This window comes from Sphingobacterium sp. (assembly GCF_039596235.1).
Taxonomy (GTDB): Bacteria; Bacteroidota; Bacteroidia; order Sphingobacteriales; family Sphingobacteriaceae; genus Sphingobacterium.
In genome coordinates this window covers 123,363-138,521 of the sequence record NZ_JBCNKE010000004.1, presented here as the reverse complement: position 1 = coordinate 138,521, position 15,159 = coordinate 123,363, and the positions used below count along the sequence as shown (strand labels likewise).

Here is a 15,159-nt window from a genome sequence, read left to right as displayed (position 1 = left end):
AAAAACATGAAAAAGATATTAATATTATTTTGCTTCATTGGAATGCTCTCCTACGGATGTAAAGAAGAGTTTAATACGCCGGTGCAGAAAGAGGGAGAGGTAAAGGGACAGGTAACGGATGTCAAGATTATAGGAACACCGGGAGGAGCTGTTTTGACTTATAACCTGCCAAAAGATTATAATCTGCAGTATGTCATGGCTGAGGTTCCAACAGGAGATAGTCGGGGGGTAGCGTATTTTAAGGGTTCTGCCTACAATAATAAGATTGAGATAGAAGGCTTATCGGATGATAGTGAGCGTGTGGTCAAAATTTATGCGGTTAGCAAGGCCGAAATCAAGTCGGCGCCAGTAGAGGTTAAGGTAAAACCTTTATCGCCGCCATTTCGAGAGGTATTTAAGAGTCTGCAATTTATGGCTGACTTCGGTGGTGTAAATATGAAATTCGACAATCCGACTGGGGCTGATTTGGGATTCCTATTGGAAGTTGAGCAAGGTGGGGAATGGAAGCTCTATCAAGGCGGATATTATACACAAATGAAAAATGGAAATCATACATTCAGGGGGATGGAAGCCGAGCCCATGAAATTTGCATTATCAGTTCGTAATCGTTGGGGACATACCTCAGAAAAAAAATATTTCACATTGACGCCACTTTTTGAAAAGATGCTGGACAAAGGGCTATTTAAAGACCTCACGTTGCCAGGCGACTCACCCATCTACACAACAGAGTGGAATATCGCTAAACGTTTTGCATGGGACGGTACCTGGTCTTCTGATTTTACTTTCCCGAATAACTATGGAAATTGGTTAAATGTAAGTACAAATGCAGTTAATGACGGCCAGCCAACACATATTACCATTGACCTTGGAGTTAAGGCCAAATTGAGCCGTTTTCGGGTGAATCATTACTATCGTTTTATCGATAAAGGTATGCGTAGGTATGAAATATGGGGACGGACAGATGCACCTACAGATGGTAGTTGGGACGGCTGGGTGAAGATGATCAGTTATGAACAGAAGAAACCCTCCGGTTTACCCGGCGAGTCGTATACGGCAGAGGATGCCGAAGTTTGGCTCGCAGGAGACAATGGCGATTTCTCTGCCGATTTACCCCCCGTACGGTACATTCGGGTGAAGTGTTTCGAAAATTGGTCGGGTACGGCAAACCTGAATTTCGCGGAAATTACGTTTTGGGGTGATGACAAGTTTTAAAATCAATGGCTTCATTACAGCTGAAAAAACAAACTAGTGAACCGAACGATTGAGCTCAAAAATACCTTAAAGTACTAATTTAATGAGTAAACGAGCTCATTTATACCGATGAGATTAACACTTATAAATAATTTATACAGATGAAAAAATTAATGTTAATATGCGGTTTAGCACTATTATGCTTGGCCTGTAGCAAGATGGATGAGTATAAAAATCTCATCGGCGGCAGAGAGCTAATTTATGCTGCCAAAGGGGATACCATCAACGTATTGCCAGGAGCTGATCGCTTAAAATTGACTTGGATGATAATGACTGATCCAAATATCACGAAGACGGTAATCTATATGAATAGCCGTAAAGATTCTGTCGTTATTCCTGTCAATCGAACGGCCGGTTTACAGAAGCTCGAATATCTCTTTGATCCGCTACCCGAGGGAAATTACAATTTTGAGTTAATCAACTATAATAGTTTAGGTAGTCCCTCTGTACCACAGTATATAACAGGACGTAGTTATGGTGAAAAATATAGAGCTACCCTATTGAACCGGGTTTTACTCAATCAGGAGATTCAGACAAATGAATCTGTTCAACTGAAATGGGGGAAGTCGGATGTGCAAAGCTGCGGGGTAGATTTGGAGTATACCGATGTAGAGAACAAATTGGTCAAGGTGAGAATTGCTGCGGATGCGGAAGAAAATAATCTTCCTCAGTATAAAAAAGGAAGTTCTTATCGCTATCAGACTTTGTTTCTTCCGGACTCATTATGTATTGATACCTTTCGCACAGATTGGGTAGAACAGAAACCCTTGTTTGAAAAGCCGATGGATAAGGCCTTGTTTAAAGCCATGTCACTCCCCGGTGATGCACCCATGGTACCAGGCGAAAATTATCGGATTGAAAATGCCTGGGATGGTGTGTGGGCGACCCAATGGGGTGACTATGGAAATTGGAGAAGCTTGTCTTCTGATCTGAGAAGTAAGACCGTACCAGCTCGCGTTACATTTGATCTGGGCGAAGCGGTGCAACTGAGCCGATATAGAATCAATCATTATTGGCAATTAGAAAACCGGATGATGAAGCGCTACGAAATCTATGGTCGTGCCGACAAGCCGATCGATGGTGATATGGCCGGATGGACTAAACTGTATAGTTTTACCCGTACAGATGAAAGTCAAGCCGCATGGCTGGCCGGGGATAATGGATCATTTGATACGGCATTGCCTAAAGTACGTTATATCCGCATGGTATGTTATGAAAACTATTCTAACGAGACAGATATGGGCTTTGCGGAAATCACTTTCTGGAAGTATTACTAACAATGAAAAACCATGAACATGATTAGAAATTTAAAAATCTTGGCTGTCCTTGGCATATTGACAGTGGGCATCATAAGGTGTAGTAAGGATAACGTGGTAGGACCTACAGAAGAGCCAAAACCGGAAGCGAAAGAAATAAAGCTGCCTTCTGCCTCCCGCATTTCGGATATGGCATTAATTTATCACGGGGGATCCCAACGGATTGCCAATAACGACGAGCAGATGAAACATTATGTCTTTCGGGATAATGGTGGTAAGCCGGAATTTTTGTTTGACAGTTTTCTTTTTCTGGAGATCACAACAACTTTAAACGGACAATTGTATGATTTTGGTGTAGAGGTACCCTATGCTAAAATACCGGGCAAAGCCGAATGGATATGGCTGTTGGACCAGACCTTTGCAGAAGGTAGAGGACCGGATGCTATTGAACATACGATAGACAGTTTAGTACAAAAGGGGTATGCTCCACCTACAAAACGGAAAGTTATCTTCTCCATTCCTAACCCCATTTATGGAAATAAATCCTGGGGAATGATTGACAATAAAGCAATGGACATGTCAAAATTAGAGGACCGGTTTAAGGCCGCGCGTTGGTACGTCGAACAGGTTCAGGAACGATGGAAAAAGAAAAACTACAAATATATTGAGTTAGAGGGATATTATTGGGTTCACGAAACTATCGATAGCCATAACAAGGACGATGTATTAATTAAGCAAGTGAGTGATCTGGTGAAAAGCGACAAGAAGGATTTTGTATGGATTCCTTACAATTGGGCAGAAGGAGCCGAACGCTGGAAAGAAATTGGGTTTACGAGAGCTTATCAGCAACCGAATTACTTTTTTGATCTAAAATCAGAGCTATGGATTTTACAGCGCGGAATCGATTTTGCTAAGGAAAACGGCTTACAGCTGGAGTTTGAATTTGATGACAGGGTTTCAGAAGAAGGGTACCGCAAGCATTTTTATGACTATGTGGAGAAGTTTGGAGAAAGTGGCGTGTGGGACAATCAAGAAGTAGCTTATTACGAAGGTGGTGGTGCTTGGTACAGAATGTCTATCAGCAAAAAAACAGAGATGATGAAAATGGCAAAAACATTAGGTGATATCATCGTGGAAAGACAGAAAAGCCTAAAGTAAATTGTCGTTTGCAATTAGCTATTCAAATAAACCGATAATAAATAAAACTAAATTTTTAATGAAATTTACCACTTATCTAATATGCTGTGCTGCTATATTTTTTGTAAATACTGGCCTAGCACAGACAAAGCACTCCAACAAGAAGATTTCCACTGCCGAAAACGTTTCAGATTTAGCACTGATCTATCATGGAGGAAACCATCGCCTTCGGTATACTTCGGGGCAGATGAAACCTTATGTGTTTCGGGAAGTAGCGGGAAAGCCAGAGTATTTGTTTGACAGTTTTCTTTTTCTGGAAATCGTGACCAAGGCAAATGGAAAAGAGTATGATTTTGGGGTAGAACTGTCCTATCGTTCGGTGCCGAATAAGACAGAGTGGGATGCACTATTGAACGAAACGTTTGCGAAAGGCCGAGGACCTGATGCTGTAGAATATACCATCGATAGCCTAGTGAGATTGGGCTACCCGCCACCTACAAAGCGTAAAGTTTTCTTTGCGCTGCCTAACCCTATATACGGCAATAAAAACTGGGGGAGTATTCAAGGTAAGAAATTGGATCTGGGACTGCTGGAGGATCGTTTTGCTGCTACCAAGTGGTATGTGGATCAGATAGAGCATATCTGGAAAAAGAAGAAATACAAATACCTCGAATTGTGCGGGTTTTATTGGTTGCATGAGACCATTGACCACAAAAATCAGGACGATCAGCTGATCAGTCAGGTGAGCAATTTCCTGAAAAAGAAAAAGCATGACCTGATATGGATTCCTTACAACTGGGCGGAAGGCGCCGAAGATTGGCGGAAAATCGGTTTTACCAAAGCCTATCAACAGCCCAATTACTATTTTGACCTGAAGTCAGGCTTGTGGATTCTGCAAAGAGGAATTGAATTTGCCAAGGAGCATGGATTGCAGCTGGAGTTTGAGTTTGATGAAAAAGTCGCTGAAGAAGGTTATAGAAAACACTTTTATGATTATGTCGAACAATTTCAGAATGGCGGTGTCTGGGATACGAAAGAAGTGGCCTATTACGAGGGCGGCGGAGCTTGGTATCGCTTGTCCATCAGTTCGGATCCGGAACTCAAGAAAATGTTTAAGTTATTGGGAGATATTATTGTCAAACGTCAATCTCGGTTGAAATAAGGAGAGTTATGAGAAAAGTGATCTATCTTATTACAATATGGGCAGTATTAGTTTTATCCTCAGCGATGATAACTGCGCCCAAAGTACCTTCTTCTAAAAAGATTGTTGATCTGGCTTTGATATATCATGGCGGAGCGCAGCGCGTTCATTGGAATGCCGATGCATTGAAGCATTATGTTTATCGAAATAATGAAAAAAAGACGGAGTGGCTTTATGATGGTTTCCTATTCCTGGAGTTCTCGGCAAAAATTAATGGAGAACAAGTAGATTTCGAGTATAATAATGGGCTGCGTGGTGGCCGTGGTGCGACCAAGAAAGACTGGCAATGGCTATTGGAACGTACTTTCGCACCGAAAGAAGGACCGAAAGCTGTAGAATATATTTTAGATAGTCTGGCTAAAAGTAAGATCTTTCCTCCATTTAGACGTAAAGCTGTTTTTGCCCTTCCATTGCCAATTTTTGAACAACGGAATTGGGGCGAATTGTCTGGCAAATCGTTGGATTTTGCTGAGGTGAAGGATAGGGCGCAGGCGATGATTTGGTATATCGATCAAGTACGTGAATATTGGCGAAAAAGCAATATAAAACACCTGGGTTTTGGCGGTTTTTATTGGACGCATGAAGCTGTTTTTGATAAGCACAAGGATAAAGAGCTGGTTAGGCTAGTAAAAGCCTATTTGGAGCAAATAAATGAACCATTAAGCTGGATACCCTATTATGGTGCTGAGAATTCGCCGTTCTGGAAAGAACTTGGATTTGATGTCGCTTATCAGCAGCCTAACTATTTTTTTGAAGTGAAAACGCCTATGGAAATCCTGACCGGAGCCATTAAGTTTGCACAGAACAATAAACTATCGCTTGAGATGGAATACGACGGACGTGTCGATCAACCGGAATTTAGGAAAAAATTCTATGAGTATCTGGAGAAATTTGATGATGCGAAGGCTTGGAATAAACTTCCTATTGCTTATTATGATGGGGATGGAACTTGGTATCATATGTCGATGAGCAAGGATATGGAAATGAAGAAGATGAAAAATACATTGGCAGATATCATCGTGAAGCGCCAATTAAATTATCAACATATAGCCAATACATGGGAATAATAAATAAAGTCTTGAACAATTTTAGCCAACTGTTGTTTTTGGGGATGCTGTTGCTCTGTAATTCATTACAGGCAGCAGCGTCTTTAACAATGAAGGCGGATCGTCTTCGGCAATTTGAAATATTGTCATCGAAGCAATATGTAAAAATGCTGGATAGCAAATTGTATATCGGCGCTAAGTTTGACGCCTATAATGATATTATTATTGCTTTTGAAAAATGCATGTTTAACGAATTGATGACCTTTTCGAAAGTTGGTTTAGCAGATAATTTAACCCTTCTTCCGCTCGCTTACCCCGAGCGAAAAATCAATCGTGTACTCAATGAAACTAGCTCAGATAATATTGGGCCTGTTATGCTGAAGCAGGGTGGCTGGGTAGGAGGAAATCACAGTTTCCTGGAGAAAGGGCGTATTAGTACGGCCAAGACAATCAGTTTTGCCTTTTATGCAGATGGAAAACAACTTCGTGATGGCGATGCCATGGAAGCAGAAATAGTTGTCATCAAAGTGAAAAATGAGATCTATGATCCCTTTCAACCCACAAAAGGAGCTGATGGGGAGGCGCTCGCGCTAAATGAAGTACTATTGGAAGAAGACATCACCTATACCATACAAAAAGGACAGCTATATGTTGAACTGTCCCATGCTTATAAAAATACAAAGGAATATGTGATCGGGCGGTATTATGGCATGCAGAGCATGTTTGTTGGAGAGACAGAAGTCATGACTCCAAATGCTTCATATTCCGACTTTCAGCCTGTGCCTGAGGAGTTGTTTTTGTACAAAAAGAAATATCCCTTGTTCAATCGTTTTATTGAAAGGAATTCGGTTACGGGTATCTGTCAAGCAAGTTATTTGATGCCTGCGACCGAGCGGGATCCCTATTGGACGCTGGCAGCCGAGGATAAAATATTTGTTAGGGCTCATGGCAAAACCTATCACAACCAGGTTGCCGAAAGACCGGTGCGAAAAGGTGCTGTTTTCAGCTGGACCGGATTATACAACTGGTTTACTCCACTAGTGAATGATAGAAAGAATCTGGTTTATACAGGGATAGTAAAAGGAGAAATTTTTCTGTTTATTGATTGTAAGCAACAGGGGCAGTCGACATGGAAGTTGCCTGAAGAACTCGCGGGAAAGAAATATAGGGTTGTTGAAAAAGGGACAGGCATCTCCTTTCTACAAGATGGTCGGTTAGCCAACCTGAAAGCGGATTGTGCAGGTAGTATGATCCTTGCGTATTATTAATCTTTTCGGTGTTATTACGCCAGAAATAAAAATATGGAAAGCACCCATTTGTGTTAATGAATAGAATACTAAAAAATAAGTAGTTAAAAATGAGAAAAACCATATTATTGATTACTGTCATCTGCTGTGTTTATATTGTTCGTGCGCAGCAATATCTGCCCTTGTCATCTCCGAAGACAAATTATATTACTGACCTGGCATTGATCTATCAGGGCGGTGTACATCGGCCCGATTGGACACCTGAACAGATGGCACATTATGTATACCGAAAAGATCAGGGCAAGGTGGAATTTTTATTTGACGGTTTTCTTTTTATCGAATTCAAAGACGGTAAAGGGAAAGACTATTCAATAGGATATGAAAAGGAACATGCCGGAAAAAAAGAATGGGCCTGGTTGCTTGACCGCAATTTTGAAAAGCAAAAAGCAGTACCAGCACTGAATGAGGTATTAAAGAATCTAAGCAAGCAGGGAATCCGTCCGATGCAGCGACGTAAAGTTGTATTAACTCTACCTGAGCCCATCTTTGGTCAACAGGATTGGGGAGAACTCGATGGTAGGAAACTTTCGTTTAAAAATGAAGATGATCGTTTTGAGGCCTGTAAATGGTATATTGATACCGCATTGGCCTATTGGAAGAAAGCTCAATTAGATCAGCTGGATTTCGCTGGATTTTATTGGGTTGCCGAGCAGAGTTCAGATGGCCAACATCTTATTCCACGTATTGCGGCATATATTCAACAGAAAGGGTTAAAGTTCTATTGGATCCCTTACTGGAAAGCCGAAGGTCATGGTGATTGGCAAAAAGTAGGTTTCGATGCCGCCTATCAGCAACCTAACCATTTTTTTGAAGAAAATATTCCAGACAGCCGTTTGGATGAAGCCTGTGACTTTGCCAAAGCACATGCTATGGGTATGGAAATGGAATTTGATAGTCGTGTAGAACAACCTAATTTCGAAAAAAGGCTACAGGCCTACATTGACGCTTTTGATAAACATGGTGTCCTCCAACATGCTGCAATGGCCTATTATGAAGGCGGAGATGCGATGATGAAATTAGCGGCAAGTACCGATCCCAAAAATAGAGCAATCTATAAGAAAGTCTGTGACCTGATTGTTGAAAGACAGAAAAAAGCAGATGAAACCAGGAAAGTAAAACCGAGAAAAACCAAATAGATAAAAAAATGAAAAAGTTATTTAGCAGCCTGCCTGTGCTTGTTGCCTTTATTGCCATGCAAAGTGTATGTGTGGCTCAACAAGTTAAAACCGTAAAAACAGCTACTAGCAGGCAGATCTCAACACTCAGCAAATCGGAAAAGAAAGATGGATTTATGATGCTTTTTGATGGACGGAATTTTGATAAATGGATTCCATCTGAAGCTTATGATATTACCCCGGATGGCTTCATTCGCTCCAATCCCGATAAAAAGGCCGGGACCAACCTCTATACAAAAGAAGAATACGACAATTTCATCTACCGTTTTGAATTTAAATTGACGCCAGCTGCCAATAACGGAATTGGGATCCATGCACCATTGGAGGGAGATGCGGCCTATGTAGGGAAGGAAATTCAAGTATTGGACAATGACGCCGATGTATACAAAGAACTAGCTCCTTATCAGTATCATGGATCTGTGTACGGTATTATTCCTGCAAAAAGAGGAGCACTAAAACCGCTTGGCGAATGGAATCAGGAAGAAATTCGCGTTGATGGTTCAAAAATCAAAGTAACATTAAATGGACAGGTGATCGTGGATGCTGACCTAAAGGAGGCGACAAAGAATGGAACAATGGATAAATTAGATCATCCGGGGTTGAAACGGACGACTGGGCATATTGGCTTTTTAGGGCACGGTTCTGAAGTCTTCTTCCGAAATATTCGGGTAAAACGTTTATAACCTAATATATGACCAACCATTATGCGAAGGATAAAATTGTTGCAACTGTACGTTGTTTTATGTTTTTGTGCGGGGGCAGTATTTAGCGCTGCGGCACAACAAACCAAAAAATCCAAAAATATCGTGCTGTCCAAGACGGCATTGCGGGATAAAATAAAAGGAGGCTGGGCTGGACAGGTGATAGGCTGTACCTATGGAGGCCCCACAGAGTTCCAATACTTGGGGCGAATGATACCCGATTCCGTGGATATTCCGTGGAATGATCAGGTTGTGTCGGGTTATTATGATAAGTTTCCGGGACTATACGATGATATATACATGGACCTTACCTTTGTTGAAGTGATCGATAAACATGGGGTAGAAGCGCCAGCTACCTCTTTTGCGGATGCTTTTGCCAATAAAGGTTATCAGCTCTGGGCGGCAAACCAGATGGGGCGTTATAATGTCCTACAAGGACTAAAACCACCGAAGTCGGGGCACTGGACCAACAATCCCCATGCCGATGATATAGACTTCCAGATTGAATCCGATTTTATTGGATTGATGTATCCAGGCATGCCTGCTTCAGCTGCAAAATTAGCGGATAAAGTGGGGCATATTATGAACTACGGTGATGGATGGTACGGTGGTGTATTTATTTCTACGATGTATACCTTAGCCTTTATATCCGATGATGTTCCTACAATCATTGAACAGGCGCTTGCAGCAGTTCCGGCACAGAGTGATTTTCATAAATGTATAGCGGATATTATAAAATGGCATAAACAATATCCGAATGACTGGCGAAAAACCTGGCAGGAGTGTGAGCATAGATGGAGCAACGAAGTTGGTTCGCCCGATGGGGTATTAGCCCCATATAATATTGATGCGAAAATAAATAGTGCATATGTCGTGATCGGACTATTGTACGGTGATGGTGATTTTTTTAAGAGCATCGATATAGCGACCCGATGTGGGCAGGATTCGGATTGTAACCCTTCAACCGTTGCAGGAATCCTAGGGACACTATACGGCTATGATCAGATTCCCGAAAAATGGAAGTCGCCACTTATGCCGGTATTGGATCGCAATTTTGATTTTACAGCCATTTCGTTAAATCGCATTTATGAACTGAGCTATAAACATGCCCTTGCGATGATCCAAAAGCAAGGCGGACAGATCAGGACAGATGATGTGCTCATAAAAAAACAGCAAATCAAACCTGTACGTTACGAAAAATCTTTTGAAGGACATTATCCGATCAGGGTGGAGTCGTTATTGGGGCAGCAATTAAAAGATACATACGAATACAATTTTGAGGGTATTGGTCTCGTGTTTCGAGCAAATGTAGACGGCCCCGATGATTATGAAGCTAAAGTTGCCTTTTCCATAGATGATCAGTTGATCGAAACAGCAACATTACCTGCCAAGGAAATAAAAAGGCGGTACGAGATGTTTTATAAATATCAATTACCCAGTGGAAAACATAAACTAACTGCTGAGTGGCTCAATCCGAAAGAAGGTGTGCACATTAACTTATATGGTACAGTGGTCTATGGGAATAAGCCTTTGCCGCTTTAATCTGTACTATTGATTGATAGCAATAGCTATTGGCTACTGATTCAGGTTTTAATCTTACTACCTGTTGTTAACAAGTGCAGAATTACTCCACATTGGTTTTAATCATCTATTGGCGTTTATTTTGTATGTAAAAGGATCGAAAGAAATCATTGCCTATAAAAGGTTTAATAATGATCTCATCCAGTATAATAAATCTATAACCCTGCTATCTTTTACTTTGTCCCATACAAAGTAAAAGATAGCAGGGTTAATTTATAGACGATTGTCTACTTAAAATGAGTACCGCAAGCCGAGCTGTATTTGAAAAGGATTACCATTTAAATTGGAGACGCCTACACCTGAGCTCATGTTGTAAATATATTGTTGATTAGTAGCATCAAAGCTCTTAATAGCATACAGATTTTGTTTGCCTAAGTTATGTCCTACACCCCAGCTTTTTTTCAGCAGGTTAGCGACGTTGAAGATATCCACCGAAGCTTCAATATGATGTTTCTTGTATATTTTTACGTTTTTGGCGAGATGCAGGTCGAATACACCATAGAAACCGTTGATACCACCATTCCGTTCGGCTATACGTCCTAGGTTTCCATTGATATAATTTTTAATGCTCTGTTCTGCATTTGGATCATCCAAGATAGCTTGAATACCATTCTTGATATAATCTGGTGTATTCGAGCTATTAGGATCGTAGACAAAAGCAAGATCGTTGGAATTCACAAAGTCACCGTTTACATTACCATTAACTGCCAGGGAATAGCGGGAGCCTGCAATTCCGCTAAAGCGTAACCCCATGGATACGCCCCATAGCGAAGGCATCGTACCATAGAAAACGACCTTATGACGGAATTGATTATCCGAATATGCCATTGTAGTCAAATCGCGCGGATCGTCTTTGACCATTAAAGAGAGCGTAGCAGTATTGGCAACATTGCCATTATATGAGGTATTATCCTTGGTATCATTCCAGGTGTATGACATTGTGATCTGCCCATCCTTGTAGTAACGATAGGTTCCGTCCAATACAACAGTATACGAATTGTTTTTTCCATCACTATTCATTTCCAATACGCGACCTATCTGCTTTGTCTTACGACTATTGGTCCAGTTGGCAGCACCGTTTGTTGTATTGATGCTGGATGCCGGAACATATACCCCACGATTGCCCTCGGCAGTCAGCCTAAAATAGGGATTCTCCACCATATTCCGATCTACATACATATAGTTGTTGCGTCCCCAAGTACCATAGGCACTTAACCCAACGCGTAGCGAAGGTGAGAAAAAGTGATTGATAGAGATGTTGGCTTTATATACAGTCGGTACCTTAACGTCCTTACTGTTCATATTAATTGTAACAAGTTTTTCAATCTTTGGATTGTCCAATAGCTCACGCCCAGGGGCGCTATCCGGATCCTTGCGATAGCCCGGGAAATTGGGTTTGGGAATCAATGTAGGATCCGTGATGTCTACCCCAGCGATTCGCGAGCCATCAAACAACATATTGTTTAACATAGAATATGGGTTGAGTGCCGAACCGAATACACCAGCTCCGAAACGGATGATATTTTTCTTCTCTTCATTGATATCCCAGTTGAATTGCACGCGCGGTTGTATTTGAAATGTGTTGATCCCATTGTCAGTTGAAAGCCCTAGTTCGTCATAGACCGTCTGATTGAACGTAGCCTTCTTGAGGTATTTCGTGTTGTCCAGACGCAGGCCCCCGACAACATCTAAACCTCGCGCAATCTTTGCCTCCATCTGTCCGTAGACTCCTATAGCCAGATTGTTGACCAAGGTATTTTCCTTGTCAGTCATATAAACATCACGGGCATAGCGATAAGGAGTTAGGTTATTGAAGTTTTGTAAACCTGTAAAATAAAAACGACCGTTCATTTCACTTCCATAACGAAAATCCATGTTGGTATACATGATATCCGCACCAAAAGTATATTTGATCTTATCTGTATTGTAGTATAGGTTATTGACCAACTGTAGCATATTGCCATTGAACCATTCTGGTGAAAAGCGTTGACCACCGAGTTGGATAGAATTGTTGTATTTATTCGTGCCATCTACTGATTGAATGGATTCGACGATTGCACGTGGAATACTATGTGATTGGTCAAATCCATCAACATTATGCTGGGCTTCAGAACGTTCATAAAAATGCTGGATCTTTAAATCATTGGTCATGCTAGAATTGATCGAGGTACGCAAAGAAGCCATAAGGCTGTTGTTGATATACTTTCTGTTGGTGTAGGATTCGAAAGCATTAATACCCGTATTGTCTCCTTCTTGTTGGTTGTCCGAATCGTAAACAAAGTTATTGCGAACAGTCAATAAGTTTTTTTCATTCAATTGCCAATCAATTCGGGCGAAAGCAGCATCAGTCTTTTTCTTTTTGTCAAAAGAACCAAATAGACGGTCTGCACTAGCACCATATTTACCTACAGCAATTTGCGTAAATTCATCTAAAGTAGCTTGAGTTACTTTATAACGAGCAATGTCCGCTGTTGTTTGAATATCAGCGATCTGAAGTGGACGGGTATCCATTTGACGGTCCCAAGTGACGAAGAAATGGGCTTTATCCTTGATGATCGGTCCGCCAAGGGAGAAACCATATTGGTAGGTAGAGAATTTTTGTTTTCTCGGAGTTCCGTTCAGGTTGTACTTGCTGGAAAGCCAGCCCGCACGTGCAAAAGTGAATGCACTTCCGGTTAGCGTATTTGTTCCTGATTTGGTTACAGTAGTAATACTTCCACCGCCACTACGGCCAAAAGTAACATCATAATCATTGGTCACAACTTTGAATTCTCGAATAGCCTCCATCGAGATTGAATAAGCTCCACCGCTATTTCCTCCAGCTACAGTACTTCTGGAGTTCATACCGTCTACCGTGAAATTTGTGGAAGAGGCGCGCTGTCCCGCCAGATTGGTTCCACTGCTTACCGGAGAAAGATCAATCAAAGAGGAAAAATTTCGTCCATTTACAGGCATCTTTTTGAGATCATTGGCTGTAATGGCAGTAGATGCTCCCAATGTTTTGATCTTGTTTTTTAAATCGGCTGCCGCCCCTTGGACGATTACTTCATCCAATTTATTCTCTGCGGAAGATAAGATAAAATCTACATTGAGTTCATCGCCATAGCTCAATTTATAATCGGTCTTTTTCTGTTCCGAGTAGCCAACATGATTTACAGCTATAGTATATGGTGAGCCTAACGGCAATTGTTGGAAAGTGTAGACACCATTCTGATTGGTTAATGTTGTTTGCTTAAATCCTGTCGATTCATTTTTCACGGATACTGATGTGCCTTTCACAGGTCCATTGCTATCTGTGATTCGGCCGGTAATTGTTGCTTCAGTCCCTTGGGCCCAAGTGTTAGCTGGGATTTGAAAGAATGTAATAATGGTTAAGAGCATTAACCAAATGATGTTTCTTTGCATGATAAGTTTTCGTTTTCGTTGATCAGTTGTTTGTCACAAGTATGTTGCGAAATTATCGCTGCAAGATTGTTAAATGGTTAAGATCCTGTTATTAAATATTTAAAAAAAAGCTGCTGTGTTAAAACATTGCTATCATGATTTCTCCAATAACCTTTACACGAATCTTTCTTTTTTATTTGCATATGAAAATGTGAACCGTGGAAATCTAAGAGAAACGTTTTTTGTCAATCAACTCGTATTCCAGCAACAGGTCAACTTCACAAATCAAGGAGATTTTATTGTAGATGAAAAGTACACAATTGAGATAGGAGGGAAGAATAAGTCCCGTAAACAAATTCAGGGGATAGAAAAAGCCTATATCGTAGCAGACGGCATCGAATTCGGATACCTCAACAAGATTCCTTTATGGTTGTTCGGATTTTTGTATTAGTAAATTTCATAGAAGATGCACAAAATAACTAGTAAGGGCCCGAATGATTCGAGCCCTTAATGATTTTATCCCATGTTGCAGTACCTTATTCTTCCCAACGGATTTTTTCCTCGATCGGTGTACGCACCGGTTCACGTGCATCCGATTGGTGGTGTCCCAAATAAAATAAACCAATACATTTTTGGTTCTCTTCCAGATTAAGGAAACTGCCCAAATGATTGATCAGACCCGGAGTTGCCCAGTAACCACCAATATTCAATGAGTGTGCGGCAAGCCACATATTTTCTACAGCGGCAGCAGTACAGGCCAGTTCTTCCCATTCAGGGACTTCACCCGTATAATTGACAATAAGCGCAATGGCAACATTCGACTGTGTTGCTTTTTTACCCATCGTGATTTCTGTCGCTTCGGTATATTTCTCTACCGGTGTAACCGATTTATAAATGCGGGATAGTTCAGCTCCCAAGCGTTGAAGCCCTTCTTTGCGGAAGATGACAAAACGCCAAGGCTGTGTGCGTTTATGTGTTGGAGCAGCATTGGCTGCTTCTAAAATGCTAAGGATATCCTCTTTGCTGACTTCTTCTTCGGTAAAAGAAGCTTGAAAGACCGATCTTCTGTAGTGTATTGCTTTTAAAACGTCGTTTTTCATTAAAAATATGTTGATTTTAG

General features: G+C 41.2%; 12 protein-coding genes. 10 read left to right on the top strand and 2 right to left on the bottom strand.

Going from position 1 to position 15,159, the window contains the following annotated elements:
* The first annotated feature begins 6 nt into the window (after nt 1-6).
* From ABDW32_RS10470 to ABDW32_RS10430, 9 genes are all read left to right on the top strand, one after another.
* Nucleotides 7-1,212: a DUF5000 domain-containing lipoprotein gene (locus ABDW32_RS10470; protein WP_343562115.1), complete on the top strand. Its 1,206-nt coding sequence runs from the start codon at nt 7-9 to the stop codon at nt 1,210-1,212.
* Between the two features lie 140 nt (nt 1,213-1,352).
* Nucleotides 1,353-2,528 carry a DUF4998 domain-containing protein gene (locus tag ABDW32_RS10465; RefSeq protein WP_343562113.1) on the top strand — a complete coding sequence of 392 codons (1,176 nt, stop codon included), beginning with the start codon at nt 1,353-1,355 and terminating at the stop codon, nt 2,526-2,528.
* Nucleotides 2,529-2,546: 18 nt separating this feature from the next.
* Nucleotides 2,547-3,665: a DUF4855 domain-containing protein gene (locus ABDW32_RS10460; protein ID WP_343562111.1), complete on the top strand. Its 1,119-nt coding sequence runs from the start codon at nt 2,547-2,549 to the stop codon at nt 3,663-3,665.
* Nucleotides 3,666-3,723: 58 nt separating this feature from the next.
* Entirely contained in the window at nt 3,724-4,806 is a 1,083-nt protein-coding gene (locus ABDW32_RS10455) for a DUF4855 domain-containing protein (protein ID WP_343562109.1), read from the top strand.
* A gap of 8 nt (nt 4,807-4,814) precedes the next feature.
* Nucleotides 4,815-5,912, top strand: coding sequence for a DUF4855 domain-containing protein (locus ABDW32_RS10450; protein WP_343562107.1), 1,098 nt, complete (start codon nt 4,815-4,817; stop codon nt 5,910-5,912).
* Nucleotides 5,903-7,159, top strand: coding sequence for a hypothetical protein (locus tag ABDW32_RS10445; protein WP_343562106.1), 1,257 nt, complete (start codon nt 5,903-5,905; stop codon nt 7,157-7,159). Before ABDW32_RS10450 ends, ABDW32_RS10445 begins: the two co-directional genes overlap by 10 nt.
* 89 nt (nt 7,160-7,248) lie before the next feature.
* A complete protein-coding gene (locus ABDW32_RS10440) occupies nt 7,249-8,334 on the top strand; it encodes a DUF4855 domain-containing protein (RefSeq protein WP_343562104.1) in 1,086 nt (361 codons plus the stop codon).
* Nucleotides 8,335-8,342: 8 nt separating this feature from the next.
* The gene (locus ABDW32_RS10435; RefSeq protein ID WP_343562102.1) at nt 8,343-9,056 is read left to right on the top strand and encodes a DUF1080 domain-containing protein; all 714 of its coding nucleotides are present in this window, start codon (nt 8,343-8,345) and stop codon (nt 9,054-9,056) included.
* 21 nt (nt 9,057-9,077) lie between these two features.
* The gene (locus ABDW32_RS10430; protein WP_343562100.1) at nt 9,078-10,616 is read left to right on the top strand and encodes an ADP-ribosylglycohydrolase family protein; all 1,539 of its coding nucleotides are present in this window, start codon (nt 9,078-9,080) and stop codon (nt 10,614-10,616) included.
* Nucleotides 10,617-10,886: 270 nt separating this feature from the next.
* On the opposite strand, the gene ABDW32_RS10425 is transcribed toward ABDW32_RS10430, so the two are convergent.
* The gene (locus ABDW32_RS10425) at nt 10,887-14,060 is read right to left on the bottom strand and encodes a carboxypeptidase regulatory-like domain-containing protein (protein ID WP_343562098.1); all 3,174 of its coding nucleotides are present in this window, start codon (nt 14,058-14,060) and stop codon (nt 10,887-10,889) included.
* A 115-nt stretch (nt 14,061-14,175) separates the two neighbouring features.
* On the opposite strand from ABDW32_RS10425, the gene ABDW32_RS10420 reads away from it, so the two are divergent.
* On the top strand, nt 14,176-14,490 hold the full coding sequence (locus ABDW32_RS10420; protein ID WP_343562096.1) for a hypothetical protein: 315 nt from the start codon (nt 14,176-14,178) through the stop codon (nt 14,488-14,490).
* A gap of 85 nt (nt 14,491-14,575) precedes the next feature.
* Here ABDW32_RS10420 and ABDW32_RS10415 read toward each other — a convergent pair whose 3' ends face one another.
* Nucleotides 14,576-15,139 carry a nitroreductase gene (locus tag ABDW32_RS10415; RefSeq protein ID WP_343562094.1) on the bottom strand — a complete coding sequence of 188 codons (564 nt, stop codon included), beginning with the start codon at nt 15,137-15,139 and terminating at the stop codon, nt 14,576-14,578.
* Between the last annotated feature and the right edge of the window lie 20 nt (nt 15,140-15,159).